Origin of the sequence: Vibrio sp. T11.5 (assembly GCF_027587155.1) — a bacterium.
Classification (GTDB): Bacteria; Pseudomonadota; Gammaproteobacteria; order Enterobacterales; family Vibrionaceae; genus Vibrio; species Vibrio neptunius.
The window spans coordinates 72,105-95,291 of the sequence record NZ_JAPPTP010000017.1; the positions used below are offsets into that span (position 1 = coordinate 72,105).

The window sequence follows — 23,187 nt, forward strand, 5'->3', positions numbered from 1 at the left end:
AACCCTAAACAAAGCCTCGCTTCATAGCGAGGCTTTTACTTTGCTGTCTGGGATTTCTAGGCAACTTGGCCAGCAAGCCACAATTGCTGATAGCCCCCTCCTTCAGCCATCAAGGTATCATGGGCTCCGGAATCAACAATTTTGCCATCCTCTAAGTAGTAAATAGTATCGGCATGTTGAACGGTGTCTAAGCGGTGGGCGATAGTAATCACGGTCTTCCCTTCAGACAATCTAGCAATCGACGCCAATACTTCATTTTGCGTGGCTTCATCCAGCGCCGAAGTAATCTCATCCAAGAGGAGAATCGGCGCATCATGCAGCAAGGCACGAGCAATGGATACTCTCTGGCGCTCACCTCCGGATAACTGGTTACCGTTTTCACCAATATGACTATCCAGACCTTTTGGTAAACCCGCCACTAAGGCAGACAAACCGACGGCCTCAATCGCTTGTTGCAACTCTTCACTGCTTGCTTCTGGTTTCGCAAGTAACAAGTTGTCTCGTAAACTGCCACCGAGCAGTTGAACATCTTGTGTGACATAGGAAATCAGTTTATACCAGTGTTGCGTTCCGATCTCATCAATGCTGCGTCCGCCAATATTTATAGAACCCGAAGAGGGAATATGGAAAGCAGCAATGGCATCCAGAAGACTGGATTTTCCCGCTCCACTTGGTCCCACAAAAGCGATACGATGCCCTTTGGGGATGGTAAGGTTGACGCCACTCAGTATCTTTTGCTCATCAATAGTAAGATATAGGTCATCAATGACGATATCGTGCCCAGCAGGAGCTTCCCCTTTCGCTGCTTGTTGAGGCAATTGAGCGAGCGCCTGCAAACGGTCGGCGGCATTGAGCATATATCGCAATAACGCGGCATAAACCGTCATTCGGGTTAAAGGACGGATACAAACCACGCTTGCCACAATCACCACTAAACATTCTGGCCATGTCAGCTGATCAGATTGCAAAAACAGACTTGCGAGGCCAAGGTTTAGCACCAGTGCAAGCTCAGTGATCAATGTAGCGATAAGAACACCCATTCCACCAGCCCATTCCAGACCAAGGCCAGCGGCTCGTTGTTGCTCTATTTTGTCACACAAAGGGGCCGCCAGACGTTCACTTTGGGCAAAGCCACGTAGCATAGGCAGACAGTCAACATATTCTAACAGTCGGCTGGAGACCTCACTATTCATACTGTGATGATGCTGTGCTCGCTGACTGAATGTGCTCTCCGCGAGCATTAACACCCCCAGAGCCAACACGAATATCCCCAAAGTAACAGCCCCTAAAACAGGGTCAACCAAGCCAATCACCAATAGCATGGCAAATGGCACAACCCACGCTGAAATGAAATCCGCTAATAGATGACTGAATATATCTTCAAACTGCTTCAAATCTGCAGTCAGAAGTTTCATTTTTTCGCCGAGACGCTTGCCTTTTAGTGCAGCAAGAGGTTGTCTTCGAATATCCGTCAACAGCTGGCTTCTCAGTCCATGAGTAATGCTATATGCACCGAGAAATGTCTGCTTGGCACTCTGGCCAAACCACCATTGGCTCACCACCACCATCAATGAGAGCGATCCTACCGTCAGCCAAGACACTGATTCTGGGCTCAAAAGCCAAACAAAAAGCGCACCAAACACCAATAGAGGCAAGGCTTCCACCACCAGCTTTCCAGCAAGTCCTTTCCAGAACTGCCGAGCACTGATACCACTATGGCGTATCAAGATCTGAATACTAGTCATCACCACTCTCCTGCACTTTACCCTCCTCCACTCGGAAGCGACGATTCACTTGCTTAACTCGATCCGCTCGATGACTGATAATCAACTGAATCTGTTCAGGGTGATAGTCACGAAGTCCTTCTAGCACCATTTGCTCAGAAATTTGATCAAGATGCGCTGTCGCCTCATCAAGAATCAACACTGGCGTTTTAGCCAACGCCGCCCTTACGATTGCCAGACGTTGCATTTCTCCACCACTGAATAAACGCTGAGCTTCGCCAATAGAGGAGTCCAGACCGTGGGGCAATTTCATCACCAAGGTTTTCAGTTTCATTAGCGACAACAGTGACCAAAGCTCATCATCATGCAATGCCTCGCTAGTCAATGACAGATTGTCACGCAATGAACCGGAGAAGAACGCCACCTGTTGATCGACACTCGTCACATAACGGCTGCGTGTTACATCATCCCAACCCTTCATCGGCATACCATTGACACACCAATCACCCTTGTCCGCTGTCAGAGCTCCAGTCAAGGTCATTAACCAAGAGCTTTTCCCCGCGCCCGATTCCCCTTCGATCGTCACCCGTTCCCCGGGATAAAATTCGACATTTATCTCACTCAATAGCGGATTGTTTGCGCGAGAAAGCGTCAACTGAGTGCAGGAAAGAGTGGCTAGCGGGGCCACATAACTTGGTACCACAGACTGACGAGAGTGAAAGAAAGGAAGGAGGCGATCGACGGCGACAAATGATTGCTGTATCTGAGAAAAAACCTGAGTCAGATCGAGCCAAGGTTTTAAAATACCCGCACTGATACAAACCACCATTACCAGCTCTGCATGCGACAACTGTCCCATTTGAACCAATGCGATGGCAGCAGGCACAACCAACATGAGTGATGTCTGAGCCAGTGTAACAAACGTCACCCAAGCGCCAACCATGACGCGAGTATAGCCAGTTACGATTTTATTATGGGAACGAATTGTGCGGCTAAGCGTCAAGTAAGAATCTACATCGACGGAGAACAGTTTCATGACACCAATGCTACGCAAAAATTCCATCTGCGCTTGGTGCATATCGGCAACGATCTGCATGTACTTTTCTTGCCGATGACGGAAGCCACTCATCAACATAATCTGAACAACCAGTGCCACAGGCAAAGGCAGAAGTGCGATCAACGCCAGACGCCAGTCTATGTAACCCATCAGTATGGTGAGCAGTACGGGCATCATAAGACCGTTGATCACATCCGTACCATGATGGGCAATGAGTGGCTCAAGACTCTGACAGTCATCCGAGAGTCGTTTTTCTATGTCTCCTCGCTTCAAGCTTCGGAGCTGTTCGATTTTCATGGATGCCAAAGCACGAACAATGTGTTGGCGCGTCTTCTGGATAATCTGATACGCGGCTAAATGCGCCAGCCAAACCGCAAAAGCGTACAATCCATAGCGCGCAAACAATGCGCTAACGAATACCAACAGGTACCCAATTGGTGACTCTCCAGAAGCCATGGCTTCGAGAGAGAGAAGCAAACATAACCAAGGTACGACTTCTATTAGACTGCACATGACCGCGCTGCCTAATGAAAGAGTGACCTGACGACGCTCACTGTACAGCATGGCTTTGAGTGCTTCGCTTCGCCCCATGCCCTTTGACAGTAACATACATACTCCCGACAAATGGAGAGTATTGTCCGGCAGTTTGTCGGGAGCCACTAACGTAATCAGGTGTTAAAATGGCGACTTCCGTCCTTATTGATCACTCGACGAAAGAGAGCAAAAAGTCAGCCTGCCCTAGCACATTTAACCAGTGAATGAGATGTCATGATGCTAGTAGGTTGGCGAGATAACGCCCTAAGGTGGGATGCGGGCGGTGTTTAATATCTCCCTCAATTCGGGAGACATCCTCGAACTCAACACTCAAGCACACTGCTCGACTTTACCTTGTTCGGTTTTTGCTTTTGGCTTTGAAGTCTTTTTCGCCGCATCTAAGTTGACCACTTCTTCTGTGGAAACATTTTTTGAATTGCCTAGAAAGACGCCACCTTTCTGAATCGTAAACTCTGTCGCAGACACCTCTCCTTCAAGGTAGCCGTGTTCGAGAATCTCCAAACTTTTGGTGTAAACCTTGCCCAGAAAGCGGCCATTGATAATCAGGCGTTCTGCACGAATCGACCCATCGACAGAGCCCGTAGCGCTTATAGTGACACTTCGATCGGTTTCAATACTGCCCTTTATTTGACCATCTATCTGGATGTTACAAGTAAGCTTGAGCTGTCCCTCAATGTAGCCTCCTTCCGCGATGACAGTTTGAGAGCAGTGGCTATTTGATTCTCGATTCTGTTTACCAAGTAATCCCATTTTACGTCCTTATTCGATTCGAAAATCGAGTCAAAGTTATTCATTTCCCATTTGGTGAAAGGCAGTGGATCCAGAGAGCGCCCCACCAAACGAACCTCATAATGCAGGTGATATCCAGTCGACAATCCGGAGTTCCCCGATAGGCCTATCAAATCACCTTTTTTAACGTAATCTCCACGCTTCACCTTGAATGCACTCAGGTGAGAGTAAGAAGAAGTAAATCCGAAGGAATGCGCCAGCTTGATGAAATTGCCAGATCCCTTATTGCTCTTTCTCGCCACTTCAATAATGCCATCGGCTGGAGCGTAAATAGGTGTGCCAGCATTCACCGCATAATCAATACCATGATGCATGGTTTTTACTTTGGTAACAGGATGCACTCGACGGCCATAATGGGAAGAAAGGTAACCAGCCTTGACTGGCCGTCCATTGGGTATCAGTTGCATCATTTGATGACGAACAGCGGCACTGAGCCCAGCACTGTCTACTCGTTCCCTTAGATCTAACGATTCGTTAGAAAGCGCTAGCGCAGACTCAATATCGCGCAGTTTGTCCGTCACATAAGCAAGGTCTTGCTTCTTTCTTGTCAGGTGGCTTTCCAAATCACTCTGAAATTCATGTGAGCGTATGAGCTCTTGTTCGAGAGAAGAGGCTTTGCTCAGTAACTCACTTTTTTCTCGCTCAGAGTCAGAGGCATCACCTGCTAAAATCGACAAAAGTCCAAGCAGGGTACAGAACACCACTGCAATAAAAAGGAGTGAGTACTTAATCCCTTTAATGGCCCGGAACGAAAGATTAAAAAAGCGCGTTCCTTCAATGCCTGTGACCATAACGGTTAAGTGATTAGATTCCATACTTGTTCAATGACACACTCTTACAATCATTAAAGTGAGAGGAATTCTATCAGGGCACGACGACGCGAAAAGAGGCAGGTTTCCAATTCGGAAACCTTATCCCAGAGATAAAAATTGAATTTAATTCGCGAGTAAAACTGGTCGCTTTGCCTATTGTGGTACTAAAAATAGAGTCTCAACTACTCAGCGACTTTCTCGCGACTAAAACGCTTCATGTCACTGGCAAATTGTTTAAAGTCGATACGTTTAACCAACACAGCACAGATAGGAGGAAGTGGTTCAAACATAAACACACTGTCATGATGGAGAAGGTGGTCAAAAATGAGGGTAAGATTGTCTTTGCTGGACAAGCCCGTTGAAAGATATAGGGCGTGGATTTTTGCCACACAGCTCACCTTGTCAAGCTTACGGGTAAAGCTATCCAGCACAGACTCGGCACTTTGGCGTACACCAGTGAGGAATTCAGAATGAAGCTGAATTATCGCCAGATGCTGACTTTCACTATCTGTAAGCTTATGACGAGACATTTCTTTAACAACCTGATGAAATTTCTTCTCATACAAGCCACTGCCCTCTTCGCTTCGCATCCATAACATTAATAAAGCAAAGAGATAGTTTAGCGTGTGCTGAGCCACATCTCGATTGATCAGTTTGGCCGCATTAAGTCCAGAGGAAAAGTGCACCAGAGCATCATCATATCGGCCCGCTGCAATACTCATCAGCGCCAAGGATGTATGTTGAGTTAAACTGAGTCCCCAACGTGAACCTGAGCGAGTCAGCAGACGATAAGCCTGCTGTACACTGCCATTTTGCAACATCAGCAACGAGCCTATCTCATCAAACGGCTGACCGAGTTGGAACTTAGCAGAATGGAACTTGTTATACAGCTCAAGAGCATCCTCAGATTGGGCATTTAATACCAGTGCATTGAGGAACAGGCTGATTTCCAGCGAGTAATCGCGCTTACCCGCTTCTTTTATCAAAGCACCATAGAGCTCTGTCGCTTGCTTAAGCTCACGTTTAACGAGATGGTAGTGGGCACGATTAAGTTTGAAATCATACTGATACTCGAAGTAATGCTGCTCAAAGAATTGGTAGCGCTTCTCCATTTCGTCAGCACACTCGATATCGTTACGCTGAAGCAATGGCCAGACTTTGTTCTTCTTTTCAAACACCTTACGGATCAGAACGCTGACATCGCGTTGATTGTCTTCCGGTTTAAGGTGAACATCACCCAAATAATAAGAGCTATCACGAGTACTACTATCCGCGCAATCCATAATGATGGTCGAACGTTCATCAATGGTCTGCGACTTTCTCAGCTCGAGAATCAAGTCCTGTGACTTGACGGTGTTTTTGCGAAAGCTCTGATCGCAGATCAGAATATCAAACCGGCCATGGAAGGTACGATTGAGCGCTTCATGAGGCGAATTGAGATGGATTATCTTATGTTGCTTGATTCCCAAAGAAAGCATCAGGCTAGATATGCTAATGTTTTTGTTAGGAAATTCTTTGATTATAAGGACATTTGCATCTCTTAACTTAAGCATACCAACCTTTCTCTTATTCTTAGCTAAATTAGGCTTGATGCAGTTTAAGGGGACGCAAAGCCTTGCGGGTGACGAATTATTGAGCTTTTTGTGCGAATCGGCTATTGATAATCTCTTCTAACGCGAGCTCTTCCTTGTGTCGAACATCAGAATTGTGCGCTTCCTTCCAACATTCGAGGGTTTTTTCTAGACCTTTGACTCTGAGATGCTTAGTTTCAAGTTGTTTTTGCAACGAGGCGCACTCTGCTTGCATCACTTGCTGTTCATGCTGTTGATGTACAATCAGTTTATGGAGCATCTGTTCCACACGGCTACGATTGAGTAACGCCTCTCGATGCGAGGACGTGACATAGCTCGATCTAGGCTGCGTCTGGCTCTTCAAATCCATCAGTTGCTGCAAACGCTGTTGAGCTGAAGCATGTTGTTGACGAAGCGATTCTAACTGCACCGACATCAGATCTCGATGCTTTTTCTGAATTTTCTGAAATTTCTCCACAGCACGCAATTTCGCTTCCATACGTTAATTCCTAATTTGATTGAAAGAGCTGAGCTAGCTCTGTCAGGCTTTGAGAAAAATCCACAGAGCAATCAGCGGCTTGCTGGAGGTATGCCGTCAATTGTGGATACAGAGCTACTGAGCGGTCCAATTCAGGATCTTGTCCCGGCTGGTAACCTCCGAGTGGCAGTAGGTCTTTAACCTGAAGGTAGTTCGAGTAAGTTTTGCGAAACTCGTTTGCCAAGGTCAGATGGGCAGGCTGGGAGCAAGCCGTCATACAACGACTCACTGAAGCATTTATATCAATCGCTGGATAATGCCCTTGTTCTGCAAGTTTACGCGACAAGACAATATGCCCATCAAGAATGGCCCGCGCCGAATCCACCACGGGATCTTGCTGGTCATCGCCTGCAGCAAGGATGGTATAAATAGCGGTCAGACTGCCGTTTTGGTTTTCGCTGTTACCAGCGCGCTCAAGCAACTGTGGTAAAGCATTAAACACCGAAGGCGGGTAACCTCTGGTAGCAGGGGGCTCCCCCAAGGACAGGGCGATTTCTCTCTGTGCCATCGCATAACGAGTCAAAGAATCCACCATCAACAAGACATCTTTGCCCTTGTCGCGAAAATACTCTGCGACTCGATGGCACAACAGCATGGCTCTAAGGCGCATCAGGGGCGATTCATCTGCTGGTGCAGCAATGATGATCGCCTTGTCACGAGCTTCAGGTGTTAGGTTTCTCTCAATAAACTCGCGCACTTCACGACCACGCTCACCAATCAAACCGACCACAATGACGTCTGCTTCCGTGTTTTGAGTGATCATTCCCATCAAAACACTTTTCCCCACACCACTGCCGGCCATCAGACCAATACGCTGGCCTTTGCCAACAGTAAGCAGGCCATTCATCGCTCGTACCCCAACATTGAGCGGCGAATCTACCGGCCTACGCTTAAGGGGATTTATCGGTCTAGGTTCAAGCGAAACTCGCTCCCCTCCGTGCAATTGAGGGCCGTCGTCAAGGGTTTCACCCAATCCGTTGACGACTCGGCCCATCCAGTTTTCGCCAAGTTGCACTGTGCTATCGCCATCCAATGGAATCACTTTCGCACCAGCAAACAAACCACCAAGTCGACGAATTGGCATCAGATAAGCGATAGTATGGTCGAAGCCGACGACCTGAGCTTCAATCATGTCACCTTCAGCGGTTTCAACTAAACAACGCTGTTCAAGCTTAAAACGGCACCCTACTGCTTGAAGCATGATCCCCGTTACCTTTACCAGCCTGCCCGTTACTCTAGCCACAGGAATAGAATCCAATGAAGCAATCGCTTCATTGGTTCGCTCAGACAAAAGCTCAAATGCGAGAGTATTACTCATTATGCTCTTCTACCACAGGTGTCACTTCGTCGAGCAAGTGTTCTTTGACGTTATCCATGCAGGCTTGTAAACGAGAATCACAACTGGCATCGGCCTCAGCCTCTTCAGTCACTAGATGGCAGCCCCCCGTCGGCAATTCTGGGTTACCGACCAGTTTCCATTCTTTAGGCAATTCCGCGTTAATTTGGGTAATTCGGTCAAGATCCTGAGGGTTAAGGTGCACCGTCACTTTCTCGGTTTTTCCTGGCATCGCTTCAAGTGTTTCATCTACAAGCGCTAAGATTTGCTGTGGCATCAGAGTGAGTTCTGCTCGAATCACCTGTTGGGCAACCTTTTGTACCAGCTCGCAAATGATGTGTCGCTGTTGCTGCTCACGTTCAGATTGCCAGCGCGACAAAGTTTGATAAAGCTCATTAACTGGCTTAGCCGCTTCGAGGAAAGCTTGTTTGCCGGACTGTTCGCCGGAGACAAAGCCTTGCTGGAAGCCTTCTTTTTGTCCTTCCAATAACCCTTGCTGCTTACCCTGATTCATTCCTTGACGCAGACCTTCTTCGTGCCCCTGTTCGAGGCCTGTCTGGAACCCTTCTTCAAGCTTTTGTTGGATATCTATCTGAGAATCTTGCCAAGAATCTTCTATGGCAAATTCATCCTCATTGACCACTGGCTGCGCCAGTGGTGGAAAGCGGTGAATACGATACCCAGAGGCAGGAACTTGCAATAAATTGGATTTCATTATTGACATGCATTACTCCACTGTCGGTTCGTCATAAAGCACGAGTTCGATTTCACCTTCTTCATCCAATTCACGCACGATCTGCATGACCTCGTGTCTGGCTCGTTCAACACGACTCAGAGGGACAGCACCACGGATTTCCATATCATCTTCCAGCGCTTTGACCATGCGCTGTGGCATTGCACTCTTTATCGTTTGTTGTAGAAGTATCTCCGCCCCTTTAAGAGCTAGGCTCCAAAGTTCAAGTGGGACTTGCTGAACCAAAGTATCCAGTGTTTCTTCTGTCTGTCGACCAAGCACCAAAAAGTCGAACATGTTGAGCTCAATCTCACTCACCACCTCTTCATCGTGCAACTTGAGCATTTCCATTAACGAGCCACGGTCACCTTCAAAACGGTTGATGATGTCTGCCACTTGCTTGACTCCAGATAATGGCGCACTCTGACTGGCCGATACCTGCTCAATACAGCGGTCAATGAGGTCGTTGAGATCACTGGCGACCTGATGGTCAATATCCTGCAGCCGGGCAATCCGGTACAAAATTTCGTCATGATAATCTTCAGGTAGATGCTTAAGTACCGTCGATGAGCTTTCTGCAGGCAAGTAGGCCAGAAAAATGGCTTGCATCTCTGGGTGCTCATTGGCGATGAATCGAGCTAAAATGTCAGCATCCACCCACTGTAAACGCTTCATGTTATTGCGAATCTCATCACCATATAAGTTGTTGAGAAGACCTTTGGCTAAGTCATTCCCCAGCGCTTTGCGCAGGGTATTCGATAGATACTCTTTCGACGCACCGCGAATGCCGCTGTGCTGCCGAAAGTCTTCGAAGAAGTGCTGGATAATGCCATGAGCACGATCACTTTTTATTCCACTGAGCTTCGCCATTGCTTTAGTAACACGCTGGGTTTCATCTCGGGTGAAGTTGCGCAGCACTTTGGCCGCGGCATCTTCCCCCATGCCGAGAAGTACCAGAGCGGTTTGCTCTACGTAACTAAGCGTTGCTTTTTGATTTAACTCTGCTGTGTTCATTCACATTTACCCATTGTTTTAGTACTTCGGCGACTCGTTCAGGTTCTTCGTTGGCGATTAACTGTAGGTGTTTCAGTTGAATCTCCAGTGGCGACCCAGGTGGTGGTAGCATGTCGTTCCCCACATCCAAGCCAGTGGAAGCGGCAATGCCTTTTTCCGATAGTTTTCGATTCAAAGCTTCTTCTCGCTCACGTTCTTCTCTTGTTTGCAGATTTTCGTAGATAGGGTCATCCTGAGGATCAGCGAACTCCAGCTCTTGCGAACGCATGTCCGACCCCGTCAAATGCATGATAAGTGGACGCAGCACGAAGAAAATCATCGCCATCCCTAGCATACCGCCTATCACGTAACGCATAGGTTGCTGAACGGTGGGATCCTGCCACCATGGAATGGTCGGTGGTGCCTCAATCGTGAGCGGTGTAAAGCTGAAACTCATCAAGCTAAGAGTGTCGCCACGGTCAGCCGCAATGCCTACCGCGTCGGTAACCATGGTCGAGATTTGTGCTTTTTCCTCTGCGGTCCAAGCGGTACCATTAGGTGCGGCCGCCTGGTTAAGCAACACAGACACACTGAGTTTTTCAATCTGGCCCTGCTGATAATGTGTGCGTCGCACACTACTGCCCACCGCGTACTGGCGGTTTGTTTCAGAACGTGTGTTGGTATTTTTGCTATCCTGAGTTGGCGCTTCACCAGTGACTGGAGGCTGGTTGCTCAATGTTCCCGGAACACCGAGTGCTATCTGATCAGTCGAGTTGTTGGAGATAGTATGCTCGTTGCGAATGATCGGGGTATTATCAAGAATTTCTTGAGTCTCTTCGACCTGACTAAAATCAAGATCTGCCGCTACCTGCACACGGAAGTTGCTCGGTCCAACAATCGGCGTCAGCATGTCTGAAGCACGTTGAATGATTTGTTTCTCAACGTTCTTCTGATATTCCAGATATTTTGCATTGACCTTACCCGCTTCCGCTGAGGCGACATCGGCACTCAACAAACGACCGTATTGATCAATCACAGAGACCAACTCAGGCTTCATTCCTGTCACACTGCCAACAACCAAATTGATAATCGCTTCAACCTGTTCCGGCTTCAGATCTTCACCAGGTTTAAGCTCAAGCATGACTGACGCTGAAGGCGCTTCGCTGTTTTGTCTAACAAACAAAGTTTGACGCGGTATTGCTAGGTGAACACGAGCGTTAGACACTGCATTGAGTGACATAATGGTACGTACCAGTTCACCTTCCAAGCCATGACGATAGCGAGCGGTTTCCATAAACTGACTGGTGCCAAGGGAACTGTCTTCTTTAAGGGAATCTAAGCCGGTTGGCAGCTTGGCTTTAACGCCTTTTGCTGCGAGCAACATTCGGATTTTGGCCACATGTCCTTCTGGCACTAGTACTTGGCCATTTTGCTCTTGAAGTCGGTAATTGATACCTTCAGATTCGAGGACAGAGACAATTTCACCAGTATCAAACCTCTCTTGCTGACTGTAAAGCGGGCGATAACTCTGTGTTGAGCTCCAAAGTGCGACCACTATGATTGCCGCCACGATAGCGGCCAAAACCGCGGACAGAACCAGATTTCTCTGACTGTTTGACCACAGCTGTTTCAATTTATGAGTGAAATCTTCCATTCCTCGCGTGGAGGAGGTTTGCGTACTGGCAGCGCTAAATGTTCCGCCACCTGCAACTTGGGTTGTTAAGTCTGACATGGGTTACACCGGCATCTTCATAATATCTTCAAACGAGGTCACGACCTTGTTACGTACCTGCATCAAAGCGTTGAATGACAGGCTGGCTTTCTGACTAGCGATCATGGCTCCGACTAGATCATCGCTTTGGCCTGTTTCGACCGCGGTCATTTTCTGGCTGGCCACTGATTGATGCTGATTGACCGTATCGAGCACATTGGTCATTGCTGTGGAAAATGAGAGAGGCGAATTCACCTGCTGCACATCAAGTGGATTCGCTGAAACCACAAACTCAGGTTGGATCTGAGCACGCATTGCATCCATCTTGGATAGCATCAATTGTTCTGCGGTCATCGCACTGTTTATTGGTTGACTTGCCATAACTTATCCTCCTTAAGCAGCCGAACCTAGGGCCGACTGTAGATCAATACCTTGTTCACGCATTGCCGCTAACTTGTAGCGTAACGCGCGGGTCGTAACGCCAAGTGCTTTAGCTGTCTTGGTGCGATTGCCGCCATACTGACGAAGTTGTTCGAGAATGTACTGGTATTCAGCCTGTTTCTTGACCTCAACGTGCCCCATGCTTTGGGAAGGCGTCGTGGTTTGGACAGGGCTGATTAACTCAACGGGTAGCATCAGATCATGGGCAGTAATGTAGTCACCATGTCGCATGACAAGTGCACGCTGAATCACGTTTTCCAGCTCGCGGATATTACCAGGCCAGTGATAATGGCTGAGCGCCATGATCGCGTCCTGAGAAAGATGACACTGACTGCCATCCTGAAATTTGTTGATGAAAAACTGACTGATCGGCAGTATGTCTTCACTGCGTTCCCGCAGTGGCGGCCAATGCAGGGGTAAAACATCCAAACGGTAATAGAGATCCTCACGGAATGTGCCGTTTTTCACCTCTTCACGCAGATCTTTGTTGGTTGCAGCAATGACTCGAATATCAAGCTGAATGGGCTTATGACTGCCAACTCGCTCGACTTCTCTTTCCTGAAGTACACGCAAAAGCTTTGCCTGGACCGCTGGCGACATCTCTCCGATCTCATCGAGCAATATTGTTCCGTTATTGGCTTCTTCAAACTTACCGCTTTGAGAATGAGTCGCGCCAGTGAACGCGCCTTTCATGTGGCCAAATAAGACAGCTTCAAGCATAGATTCGGGAATAGCGGCACAGTTTACCGCAATGAAAGGGCCGTTCGAGCGTGGGGAGTGCTCATGGACATAACGCGCCAACACTTCTTTACCTGTGCCAGATTCTCCGGTCACTAACACACTGGCATTGGTACAAGCTGCACGGTGCGCCAACTGTAGTACCTGTTTGCTGCGCCATGATTCAGCCACAATATTAGCCATGGGCTTACCAATCACTTCAACACGCCGTAACAGGTTGAGCAACTGACTGTTTTCAAATGGACGAAGTAGGTAATCCGTCGCACCAGCTTTCATGGTTTCGGCGGCTAAGATGCCCTGCTCTTGTTCTACGATTGCAATAGCGACACCATTGCTTGATGTCTTTTGATGACAACTGACAAACTCTCTGACACACATGTCAGGCAAATTTGAACTCACCAGCGTAATCGACGCCGAGCCTTCAAGCAGTGCACTCCGCCCAGTACGAGAATGAGTAACATGGTAACCCGCCTCTTCTAGCACTCTAATGACTGGCTGGGCGAACTCATCTCTTGGCTCTACTAACAAGATATTGGTCTCTGCCATCTTTAAGCCTTTTCCCTATCGTTAATTTTATTATTTTGTTTTGGTATCACTGCTTCATCATTGCGCACCAGTCTTAAAGTCACGCGTCGGTTCTTAGCCTGCCCTTCTAAGGTTGAGTTATTGGCGATGGGGTATCGAGAACCATGAGACCTTATTTCTATTCTTGCGGCCTCTACGCCTGATTTTTTAAGTGCTTTCGCAACCAAATCTGCTCGTTGCTTAGCAATAGTGAGATTCGCGACCTTAGACCCGATGTTGTCGGTATAGCCGTCAATAAGAATTTTTTTGATATTTTTATCAGCGCGTATGTACGTGTATAGCGCACTAAGCGTATCGATTTGTTGAGTCGTTAACTGACGCTGGCCTAGATCAAATGACAGTGTGATATTGCGTGCTTGAGCATAGGGCATGCTAGGTAATGAAGTTTGGCAACGGTGAAACTGAGCGAGCGCTTTTTGAATACGGATCGTGGGTAAAAGATAAGTCCGACTATCGGAAGGGTGACTTCCGCTAAACGCGAGTTTTATCCAATGCCCTGATTCAATATTGTTCAACAATTCAGGTATATTATGCTGAAAAACAGAACGCTGTTTATTAATAGTGGCATTAGGACTTATAAACTTGGGGTCACTTTCCCTACTCCATGGAGCAGGAGAACTATATAACTTTCCGTCATTCCAATTTTTATTATTCGCTTCAAACTGGGAGTGTAAATATATTTTACCTACTTCCTCAGAGCGGAAATAAAACTTCCCATAGGAAGGATTCTCATATTTAAGATTACATACCAAGCTGTTCCCATTATAAAGCCAATTGACTTCATCCATGGGTACTTCAACTTCAGTTGTTGCCAGTGAAGAGGAGCAATGGAAGAGTAAAGCTATTAAATATATTTTCTGAGCCTTCGTGTTCATGATGTTATATGAGCGCCATTAAATAAACAGACTAATCATCCATTTCGAATTAATAAGATATCTAATGGGATTTAAACAAATTATAAGTTGTCTATATGTTGCACATTGCTTCCTAATACGAAAGCAATTGTAATTAACATGTAAAAAATCAATAAAATCCATTTAAAACCATGAAGATAAGACAGAATAACAGGCTAATAAATGTTTAAAACTGTCATTCGTCATTCGCATGCATCGCAAACTAACCTGTTTTATTTTTTATGAGAAGATATATATAACGACTTAAAATCAACATATGGAGTAAAGTCACAAATTTTATAAATCAGGCTTATTTATAACGAATTTTTCTATGTAAACTTGCGCCAATTGAGTTAGAAAATTCAAAAATCGCTTTGTCAAGACATGGTAAAATATAAATGGAAAGTAGCAGCAAGATATCTATTCCAGATTATCAGACTCTAAGCATAGAATCGTTAGGGAAACCTATTCACATTATTCGGGATAAACTGGAAGATCTAATATCCAGCTCGTGTAATGGCCTGACTTATGAGCTGCAAAACTGGTTAAAAACGCATCACGCAGAAGCTAATATAAATCTAGTCTCACTGCATACTTTTACACCAAATGAAATGGATAAGTCTTCTATCAGTACTTTCCGTCATGATGGTGGAGGGCAAGTATTTATCCATGCCGATAGTCAGACTCTAATTAAGTTAGCTGACAGCTTTTACGACGCCAAGATGCAAAGAAGCCACACGTCACTGAACAACAGTGATTTGCGTCTTCAGGAAAAAATCGGCCGGATGATTATTAACTGGCTGGCTCCAGAGGAGATGTGGTCTAAATGCGAGTTCGAGCCAGCACAAGGGACAGGCCTTTACGCCACCATTGACGTCAGCCTGAACGACCACCAAGGCACTATACACATTAAGCTAGACGAAATGCTTGTCGTCACATTGACAGAACAACTGGACTTGCAGCCCAAAGGGTCATTGTACGAGTCTTTTTGTCAATCTCTCACTTCAACACCAGTCAAACTCAATGTCTTACTTAGTAAAAAAACCATACCGCTCAGTGAGTTAATTTCACTGCAGCCTAACGATGTGTTACCGATCGAATTATTGTCTTCAGCTCCCGTCAGTATTGGCCAAGAACACCTTTTTTCTGGTCGAGTCGCGGAGAATGATGGCCAGCTAGTTTTAATTCTTAATCAAGATAAGGAATCTTTTTAATGAGCGAGACAACAGAGAACCACGCATTTAATGGTGAAGAGCTGAACTTTGATGACTTTCAACTGGAAGAGACTCACAGCGACATTATCAATACTGAGGTACCAACCCCAGAACGTGATCTGAGCTTTTTCAAGAATATTCCTGTGACTGTTACTCTGGAAGTTGCCAGTAAAGACATCGCGTTGGGCGACTTGATGAAAGCCGGTGAAGGCAGTGTCATCGAGCTCGACAAACTCAACGGCGAACCTCTAGACGTAAAAGTCAACGGATCCTTGATGGGCCACGCTGAAGTGGTCGTAGTGAACGAAAAATATGGTTTGAGACTGATTGATATTGTCGATTCGGCTCTGGCCTCTGCGGTTCAGTAAGGATTCACTGAAACATGACTAAGTCACCTTCCTTTCAGGGATGGGGGATCCTAATCGGTTTGGTTGGCCTGCTCTTCGCGTTCCCTTCTGTAGCGAATGAGTCAGGCTTAACCATCTTATCGGTCAGCGACGGAGCAACCCAGCAAGAGTACAGTGTCAAACTACAGATTCTGTTATTAATGACAGCACTGAGTTTTCTCCCTGCATTTATACTGATGGCCACCAGCTTTACTCGCATTATAGTGGTTCTCGCGATTCTTCGTCAGGCTTTGGGGTTACAACAAAGTCCACCAAACCGAGTGTTAGTCGGTATTGCACTCGCGTTATCGCTATTGATCATGCGCCCCGTTTGGACGGATATTTACCAAAATGCTTTCCAACCCTATGACCAGGGCGAAATTACCTTAATGGAAGCATTTTCTATCGCAGAAAAACCCGTGCGTAATTTCATGTTGGCACAAACTCAACAAACATCTCTTGAGCAAATGTTACGCATTGCCAATGAACCACTCGATACTGCGCTTGAGGACATCTCATTTGCCGTGGTTCTGCCCGCTTTTGTTATCAGTGAGCTAAAAACCGCTTTTCAAATCGGTTTCATGCTGTTTATTCCTTTTCTGATCATTGACCTTGTCGTCGCGAGTGTCCTTATGGCAATGGGTATGATGATGCTCTCGCCATTGATCATCTCACTTCCATTCAAATTGGTGGTGTTTGTTCTAGTCGATGGCTGGGCCATGACTGTCGGCACCTTATCCGCCAGTTTTGGATAACAGGAGTTCACATGACACCAGAAATGACCGTCACGCTGTTTTCCAATGCTGTATGGCTGATCATCACTATGGTTGCGGTATTGGTTGTGCCAGGTCTGATTGTTGGCCTCGGCATTGCCATTTTCCAGGCCGCCACGCAAATCAATGAACAAACATTGAGTTTTCTGCCAAGGCTACTGGTCACCCTTTTGATGGTGATCTTTGCTGGACACTGGATGCTGCGCAAAATCATGGAGTTGTTTGACTACCTGTTCCACAACATTCCTGGAATGATTGGCTGATGGAAGTCAACTTCGCAGAAATATCTCGCCTGCTTGGCCAGTTATGGTGGCCTTTTTTCCGTATTGGCGCCGTGTTTATTTCCATGCCTTTCTATGGTGACTCATTGATACCAGTTTGGGTACGTAGCTTGCTGGCCCTTTCGATTGTGATGGTCTCAGCACCACTGATGCCACCGATGCCAACCGTCGAATTTTTCTCAATGACCTCACTGTTTCTCGCCTTTGAGCAAGCCATTTGGGGGCTGTTCTTTGGCCTGATTTTGCACATGTTGTTTAGTATTTTTACGACGCTGGGCCAAATTGTCTCAATGCAGATGGGCTTAGGCATGGCGATGATGAACGACCCTGTTAATGGCATGTCTGTCGCTATTCTTGGTCGTATTTTCCTGATTTTCAGCACCTTATTGTTTTTGTCTCTCGAAGGCCATTTAGTGGTGATTGATGTGCTTATCCAGAGCTTTGTTGTTTGGCCAGTCGGTTCTGGCCTGACGACAGCGTCTTTGCAAGGCATCGTCAATTTGTTTAGCTGGATGTTCGCTTCAGCACTAGCCCTGGCGCTTCCCGCCATTGTTTCTATGTTGTTAGCGAACATCAGTTTTGGCGTAATGAACCGCGCTGCGCCTTCATTAAATGTCTATGCATTAGGATTTCCGATGACCATGTTACTTGGGCTATTCAGTGTCCTTATCTCTGTGTCAGGCGTACCAGGTCGATATACAGTGCTGGTCAATGACACCCTACGTTTTATGAATCAATTCATGTTGGGGGGCGGATGAGCGAACAATCGTCACAGGACAAAACCGAAAAAGCCTCCCCGCAGAAAATCAAAAAGGCGCGTCAGGAAGGCCAAATACCCAGAGCGAAAGAATTCACCACTGCTGCTATTTTTCTCGCGGTAGCTATATATTTCTACAGTCAACTTTCTGTTATTTGGGAAAGCGTCGCCGGTATTTTTCGTTTTAACATGGCATTAACTAAGCAAGACCTTGCTCATCCGCAGCAAATGATCGAGCAGCTCGGTCATAGCCTTGGCATGATCATTACCCTGCTTCTGCCAATGTTCATCGTGATTATTGCCGTGACACTGGCGAGTACGATGGTGCTGGGTGGCTGGATGTTCCGTTTAGCAAATGCTTTTCCTAAACTGAGTAAACTTAACCCGCTTAGCGGCATCAAGCGCATATTTTCCACCCGTTCATTGGTTGAACTGCTCAAGTCTACCCTCAAAGTGCTGGTTATTTTTGGCGTGCTTTACGCGTATCTCGATAACCACTTGCAACCTTTGTTGGGAATGCAACGACTCTCGCTTGAACAAGGTGTGGTTAATGTCATGCAGATCCTGTTCGATGGACTGTTAATGATGGGGTTCGCTTTGCTGTTGTTCGGCGTGATTGATATCCCTTACCAACGCTGGGAACACATGAAAGAGCTCAAAATGACCAAACAGGAGCTCAAAGAAGAGTACAAAAATAACGAAGGACGACCTGAGGTCAAACAACGTATTCGTCAGATTCAGCAACAATTTGCTCGACGTAAAATTGATAAGATGGTACCGACGGCGGATGTGGTCATCACCAACCCGACCCATTATGCCGTAGCGATGAAATATGACCCTGCTTTATCTGACGCTCCATTTGTGGTCGCTAAAGGGGTCGATGAAACGGCAATGCACATTCAACGTATCGCCCGTGAAAACAAGGTCGAAATCGTCAATTCGCCACCACTGACCCGTTCTATTTACTACACCACAGCAATCGAGCAAGCCGTACCAAGTCAGCTCTACATCGCTGTGGCACATATTCTGACCTACGTAATGCAACTAAAAGCATTCCGTACTGGGAATGGTGATAAGCCGATGCCTTTACCTCACTTCGCCATTCCAAAGCATTTACAACACTGATCATCCGTATACACCCAAGGACACCCACCTATGCTCAATCGGTTAAAACAGATACAACAATCCACAAAAGGCTTTGTCGGTATTCCGCTGGTCTTACTCATGGTGCTGGCAATGGTCATCCTGCCACTACCTCCCCTACTGCTGGATGCCTTGTTCACTTTTAATATCGTGCTCGCCATTTTGGTGCTCTTGGTCAGTACTACCGCAAAACGTCCACTCGACTTTTCTATTTTTCCAACCATTCTGTTGGTCGCGACTCTATTACGCTTAACCCTCAACGTCGCCTCGACTCGAGTCGTCCTACTTGAAGGTCACAATGGTGGCGATTCTGCGGGTAAGGTAATTCAAGCCTTCGGTGAAGTGGTGATCGGAGGTAACTATGTGGTCGGTATGGTAATTTTCGTTATCCTGATGATCATAAACTTCGTCGTGATCACTAAAGGTGGCGAACGGATTTCAGAAGTATCGGCACGTTTTACGCTTGACGCTTTGCCCGGTAAACAGATGGCAATCGATGCAGACCTTAATGCGGGGTTGATCGATCAGGACGCCGCTCGCCAGCGCAGACGTGAAGTCGCCAACGAAGCTGATTTCCACGGTTCTATGGATGGTGCATCAAAATTTGTTCGTGGTGATGCAATTGCCGGCTTGTTGATCCTGTTCATCAACATCACAGGGGGTATCAGCATTGGTGTGTTCGAACACGGACTTGCCGCTTCAGAAGCATTCAAAACCTATGCCCTACTGACTATTGGTGATGGCTTAGTCGCCCAAATACCATCGCTGCTTTTAGCAACCGCAGCTGCGATTATCGTTACTCGCATCAACGATAGCGATAACGACATGTCAGAAACCATGCAAAAGCAGTTGTTGGCGTCACCGGCGACCCTGTTTACCGTTTCAGCTGTGATGTTGATTATTGGCATGGTGCCGGGAATGCCCCACTTGGCCTTCTTTACCTTTGCAGCCGTACTCGCATTTGCAGCTTGGCGACAACACAAGAGCCCAGTTCATGATGCTCAGATTGAAGACGTCGAAGTGCTCACTCAAGCCATGCAGCAGGAAGACGCACCACTGAGCTGGGAAGATATTCCACATGTGCACACACTGTCATTAGCACTCGGCTACCGATTAGTTCACCTGGTCAACAAAGAGCAAGGAGCACCGCTCACCCAACGAATCCGAGGTGTAAGACGCAACCTGTCTGAGCAAGTCGGCTTCTTACTACCAGAAGTGCGCATTCGCGACAACTTGAGCCTAAAACCTAATCAATACACCATTTCACTCAATGGAGAAACCATAGAGCAAGGCTTTATTGAACCAGAGCGTTTGATGGCGATTGCCGTTGGCGAAACATATGGCGAGGTCGATGGCATTCTCGGCAGTGATCCGGCTTACCAATTGCCCGCGGTGTGGATTGAACATACGGATAAAGCTAAAGCGTTAAACATGGGTTATCAGGTGGTAGACGATGCAACGGTGATCGCTACTCATATCAGTAAAGTGATCAAAACCCATCTGTCCGAGCTGTTTAATCACGATGATGTCGACGCCATGATGCAGCGACTGACACAGCAAGCACCGAAATTGGCCGAAGCACTTGGCGCAGCGCTCAACCCAGGGCAACAACTCAAGGTGTATCGTCAACTTTTACTCGATCAGGTGCCTTTACAAGACATTCGTACTATCTCGAACACCATGCTCGAGTCTTCAGAAAACACCAAAGACCCTATACTTTTGGCAGCCGATGTGCGCTGCGCATTACGCCGAACATTGGTGAACTTGATCGCTGGCCAACAAGTGGAACTCAAGGTGTATGCCCTTTCTGACGAACTGGAACAAATGCTGATGACCTCTCTGCAGCAGGCACAAGCGAGTGGCAATGTGAACCTCGACAGTTTTCCTGTCGAGCCTAATATTCTGTCTCAGTTCCAACAAAATTTACCTTTGATCAAACAGCAGCTAAAACAGCAAGGGCTGGCTCCCATACTTCTTGTGATGCCACAACTTAGACCCTTGATTGCCCGCTATGCTCGCACGTTTTCTCAAGGATTGGCGGTATTGTCATACAACGAAATACCAGAAACAAAACAAATCAACGTGGTAGGAAACCTTGGCTAACCTCAACTCAAATCAGGCGATGTACCGATACATCGCCAAGCTCATGGAAGAACATCTCGAGACCGAAGACGACCAAATCATCCATCAAGCACTGGTCCACAATGACATCCGACATGCTTGTCAGGCTATCCGCTCTACTGACTCTGGCGAAGTCGAGTTTCAGCACCTGACTCTCAGGTTTGGCGGTGATGGCGAACAAAGCGTGTATCAATTCGACCTGTCTCAAAAAGTCACATATTGCTTAGACTTATTTAGCCTATACCTAGCCCTGCGCCAAACAGGCTTTCAACTCGAAACCTTTCATCCTGATTTGATCAGCAATGTAGTGGTGCCTCTTCAGGTTGATGCACTCGTTTGGGCACCGGGTGAACAGTTTTTAGAACAAGTGCTGCTTTGTCATAAGAAAGCATTTCAGCATGTCATTCCTTCATTGCAGCTCAGTCAATCTTTGGGGTTTCATACGTCGGTAGAAGCACTGATCGAGCGTGTGGAACAATGTGCTTATGCGCTGTGGTTTGAAGTGACTCCGCCCTGCACTTTGCTTGAACAGCTTGCTCACTATCAACCCTCCATGCTGAAACTCTCGGTGTCATTGAAAGAAAAGCAAGATCGCATGGCCTTTTTGCCCATCGTGCGTTTTATGAAAAAACACAAATTAAAGTGGGTCGCCAGTCGGGTTGCTTGCCAAAAAGAGCTCAATCAATATAAGTTACTGGGTGCCAGTTACTATTTTGGCTACTTTAGTGATATCCCGACCTCGCTCTCTTTTAAGACATTTACCAACGAATACGACATCTAATCAACCCACTAATCGGCGCTTACAGTGGCGATTAGTGGAATCAACTTCACTAAATCTGTCGCCGATCTCTATAAATTTTCTTTATTTACAATTTTTAATTAATCTTCGATATTGTTCGTCCGCCTCTTGTTAGTGACCAGGGAAATCCTGAAGCCAAAATCTGAGTATTGTAATTACCGAAGGAGACCATAATGGCTTTATCAATGCACACTAACTACGCATCACTTGTTACACAGAACACGCTAAGCAGCACAAACGATCTACTGACTACCGCTATGGAGCGCCTAAGTACAGGTAAACGTATCAACTCTGCAGCAGATGATGCCGCAGGTCTAACAATTGCAAACAAACTTGAAGCGCAAACTCGCGGTATGTCTGTGGCAATGCGTAACTCTCAAGATGCAATTTCAATGCTGCAAACAGCAGACGGCGCACTGGAAGAGCTAAGCAACATTGCATACCGCATGAAAGACCTTGCTACTCAAGGCGCGAACGGCACAAACGGTGCCACTGAACTTGCTGCACTGGATGCGGAGTACCAACAACTTGAAGCAGAAGCAACGCGTATTCTAGGTGAAACTACATACGGTGCAGGTCAAAAGCTACTGAATGGCGGTACACTTGCTGCTGCAGTAGATTTTCAAATCGGCGCATCAGGTGATGAGACGCTCACTGTTAATGTAGGAACTCAACTAACCGCCATCGACTTCACTTCAACAGGTGATCTTGCCTCTAATACAGACTCAAACGCTCAAATCGCTGTTGTTGATGGTTTATTTGACAAAATCAATACTGTGCGTTCATCACTAGGTGCGAATATCAACCGCCTAGAGCACACCATCAACAACCTAGCGAACATCTCTGAAAACACAGCGGCAGCGAAAGGCCGTATCACAGATGCTGACTTCGCAGTTGAATCTTCAAACATGACGAAGAACCAAATGCTAATGCAAGCGGGCACAACGGTTCTTGCGCAAACGAACCAAATGCCAAGCATGGCAATGTCTCTACTTCGCTAATTAGCGAGAGACACTCTTCTATTTATTTAACTCCAACAAGCTGATGGGCAGAATACCTGTTCATCAGGTACTCTCGAAGTAGCCCATCAGTGCAACACAAAACACCCTCAAGTTTTACTTGAGGGTGTTTTTTTATTCATCGTTCTCTAGCTTCAACATCATACGCTAAGGTTACCTCGTTGCTTTTCAAAACACCGCGGTTGTGAATCGATGAGACGTTAAGCTTAAACGTTCAA

The 23,187-nt window shown here is 46.7% G+C and carries 22 protein-coding genes; 9 read left to right on the forward strand and 13 right to left on the reverse strand.

Going from position 1 to position 23,187, the window contains the following annotated elements:
- Positions 1–56: 56 nt before the first annotated feature.
- The 13 genes from OH455_RS16430 to OH455_RS16490 all read right to left on the reverse strand — a co-directional run bounded on the left by OH455_RS16430 (position 57) and on the right by OH455_RS16490 (position 14,371).
- Positions 57–1,745 carry an ABC transporter ATP-binding protein gene (locus OH455_RS16430; RefSeq protein WP_045975023.1) on the reverse strand — a complete coding sequence of 563 codons (1,689 nt, stop codon included), beginning with the start codon at positions 1,743–1,745 and terminating at the stop codon, positions 57–59.
- A complete protein-coding gene (locus OH455_RS16435) occupies positions 1,738–3,390 on the reverse strand; it encodes an ATP-binding cassette domain-containing protein (protein WP_269982115.1) in 1,653 nt (550 codons plus the stop codon). Before OH455_RS16435 ends, OH455_RS16430 begins: the two co-directional genes overlap by 8 nt.
- Before the next feature lie 255 nt (positions 3,391–3,645).
- Positions 3,646–4,086 (reverse strand): bactofilin family protein, encoded by a 441-nt coding sequence (locus tag OH455_RS16440; RefSeq protein WP_129542192.1) that lies wholly within the window; start codon positions 4,084–4,086, stop codon positions 3,646–3,648.
- Complete coding sequence (locus tag OH455_RS16445; RefSeq protein WP_269982116.1) at positions 3,972–4,940, reverse strand: M23 family metallopeptidase; 969 nt, start codon at positions 4,938–4,940, stop codon at positions 3,972–3,974. Before OH455_RS16445 ends, OH455_RS16440 begins: the two co-directional genes overlap by 115 nt.
- Positions 4,941–5,119: 179 nt before the next feature.
- Positions 5,120–6,490, reverse strand: a complete 1,371-nt coding sequence (locus OH455_RS16450) for a hypothetical protein (protein WP_045975027.1) — start codon at positions 6,488–6,490, stop codon at positions 5,120–5,122.
- A gap of 76 nt (positions 6,491–6,566) precedes the next feature.
- Positions 6,567–7,007, reverse strand: a complete 441-nt coding sequence (locus OH455_RS16455) for a flagellar export protein FliJ (protein ID WP_045975028.1) — start codon at positions 7,005–7,007, stop codon at positions 6,567–6,569.
- A gap of 10 nt (positions 7,008–7,017) precedes the next feature.
- Entirely contained in the window at positions 7,018–8,364 is a 1,347-nt protein-coding gene (locus OH455_RS16460) for a FliI/YscN family ATPase (protein ID WP_269982117.1), read from the reverse strand.
- Complete coding sequence (gene fliH, locus OH455_RS16465) at positions 8,357–9,106, reverse strand: flagellar assembly protein FliH (protein WP_269982118.1); 750 nt, start codon at positions 9,104–9,106, stop codon at positions 8,357–8,359. Before fliH ends, OH455_RS16460 begins: the two co-directional genes overlap by 8 nt.
- A gap of 3 nt (positions 9,107–9,109) precedes the next feature.
- Positions 9,110–10,129 carry a flagellar motor switch protein FliG gene (locus tag OH455_RS16470; RefSeq protein ID WP_045975031.1) on the reverse strand — a complete coding sequence of 340 codons (1,020 nt, stop codon included), beginning with the start codon at positions 10,127–10,129 and terminating at the stop codon, positions 9,110–9,112.
- Complete coding sequence (gene fliF / locus OH455_RS16475) at positions 10,092–11,840, reverse strand: flagellar basal-body MS-ring/collar protein FliF (protein ID WP_045975032.1); 1,749 nt, start codon at positions 11,838–11,840, stop codon at positions 10,092–10,094. The genes OH455_RS16470 and fliF overlap by 38 nt, the downstream gene beginning before the upstream one ends.
- A gap of 3 nt (positions 11,841–11,843) precedes the next feature.
- Entirely contained in the window at positions 11,844–12,200 is a 357-nt protein-coding gene (gene fliE / locus OH455_RS16480) for a flagellar hook-basal body complex protein FliE (protein WP_045975033.1), read from the reverse strand.
- Between the two features lie 12 nt (positions 12,201–12,212).
- Positions 12,213–13,544, reverse strand: a complete 1,332-nt coding sequence (locus tag OH455_RS16485) for a sigma-54-dependent transcriptional regulator (protein WP_269982119.1) — start codon at positions 13,542–13,544, stop codon at positions 12,213–12,215.
- A 2-nt stretch (positions 13,545–13,546) separates the two neighbouring features.
- Positions 13,547–14,371: a MotY family protein gene (locus OH455_RS16490; RefSeq protein ID WP_045975049.1), complete on the reverse strand. Its 825-nt coding sequence runs from the start codon at positions 14,369–14,371 to the stop codon at positions 13,547–13,549.
- 503 nt (positions 14,372–14,874) lie between these two features.
- On the opposite strand from OH455_RS16490, the gene OH455_RS16495 reads away from it, so the two are divergent.
- The 9 genes from OH455_RS16495 (at position 14,875) to lafA (ending at position 22,951) form a co-directional block, all read left to right on the forward strand.
- Positions 14,875–15,690 (forward strand): FliM/FliN family flagellar motor switch protein, encoded by an 816-nt coding sequence (locus tag OH455_RS16495; protein WP_045975035.1) that lies wholly within the window; start codon positions 14,875–14,877, stop codon positions 15,688–15,690.
- Positions 15,690–16,058, forward strand: a complete 369-nt coding sequence (gene fliN, locus OH455_RS16500) for a flagellar motor switch protein FliN (protein WP_045975036.1) — start codon at positions 15,690–15,692, stop codon at positions 16,056–16,058. Before OH455_RS16495 ends, fliN begins: the two co-directional genes overlap by 1 nt.
- Before the next feature lie 14 nt (positions 16,059–16,072).
- Positions 16,073–16,831, forward strand: a complete 759-nt coding sequence (gene fliP / locus OH455_RS16505) for a flagellar type III secretion system pore protein FliP (RefSeq protein ID WP_045975037.1) — start codon at positions 16,073–16,075, stop codon at positions 16,829–16,831.
- A gap of 11 nt (positions 16,832–16,842) precedes the next feature.
- Positions 16,843–17,112, forward strand: a complete 270-nt coding sequence (fliQ, locus tag OH455_RS16510; protein WP_006963035.1) for a flagellar biosynthesis protein FliQ — start codon at positions 16,843–16,845, stop codon at positions 17,110–17,112.
- Entirely contained in the window at positions 17,112–17,888 is a 777-nt protein-coding gene (fliR, locus tag OH455_RS16515) for a flagellar biosynthetic protein FliR (RefSeq protein ID WP_269982120.1), read from the forward strand. Before fliQ ends, fliR begins: the two co-directional genes overlap by 1 nt.
- Positions 17,885–19,012, forward strand: coding sequence for a flagellar biosynthesis protein FlhB (gene flhB, locus OH455_RS16520; RefSeq protein ID WP_269982121.1), 1,128 nt, complete (start codon positions 17,885–17,887; stop codon positions 19,010–19,012). The genes fliR and flhB overlap by 4 nt, the downstream gene beginning before the upstream one ends.
- 30 nt (positions 19,013–19,042) lie before the next feature.
- Complete coding sequence (flhA, locus tag OH455_RS16525; RefSeq protein WP_045975040.1) at positions 19,043–21,133, forward strand: flagellar biosynthesis protein FlhA; 2,091 nt, start codon at positions 19,043–19,045, stop codon at positions 21,131–21,133.
- Entirely contained in the window at positions 21,126–21,932 is an 807-nt protein-coding gene (locus tag OH455_RS16530) for a diguanylate phosphodiesterase (protein ID WP_045975041.1), read from the forward strand. Before flhA ends, OH455_RS16530 begins: the two co-directional genes overlap by 8 nt.
- A gap of 191 nt (positions 21,933–22,123) precedes the next feature.
- Complete coding sequence (gene lafA, locus OH455_RS16535) at positions 22,124–22,951, forward strand: lateral flagellin LafA (RefSeq protein ID WP_269982122.1); 828 nt, start codon at positions 22,124–22,126, stop codon at positions 22,949–22,951.
- The last annotated feature ends 236 nt before the right edge of the window (positions 22,952–23,187 follow it).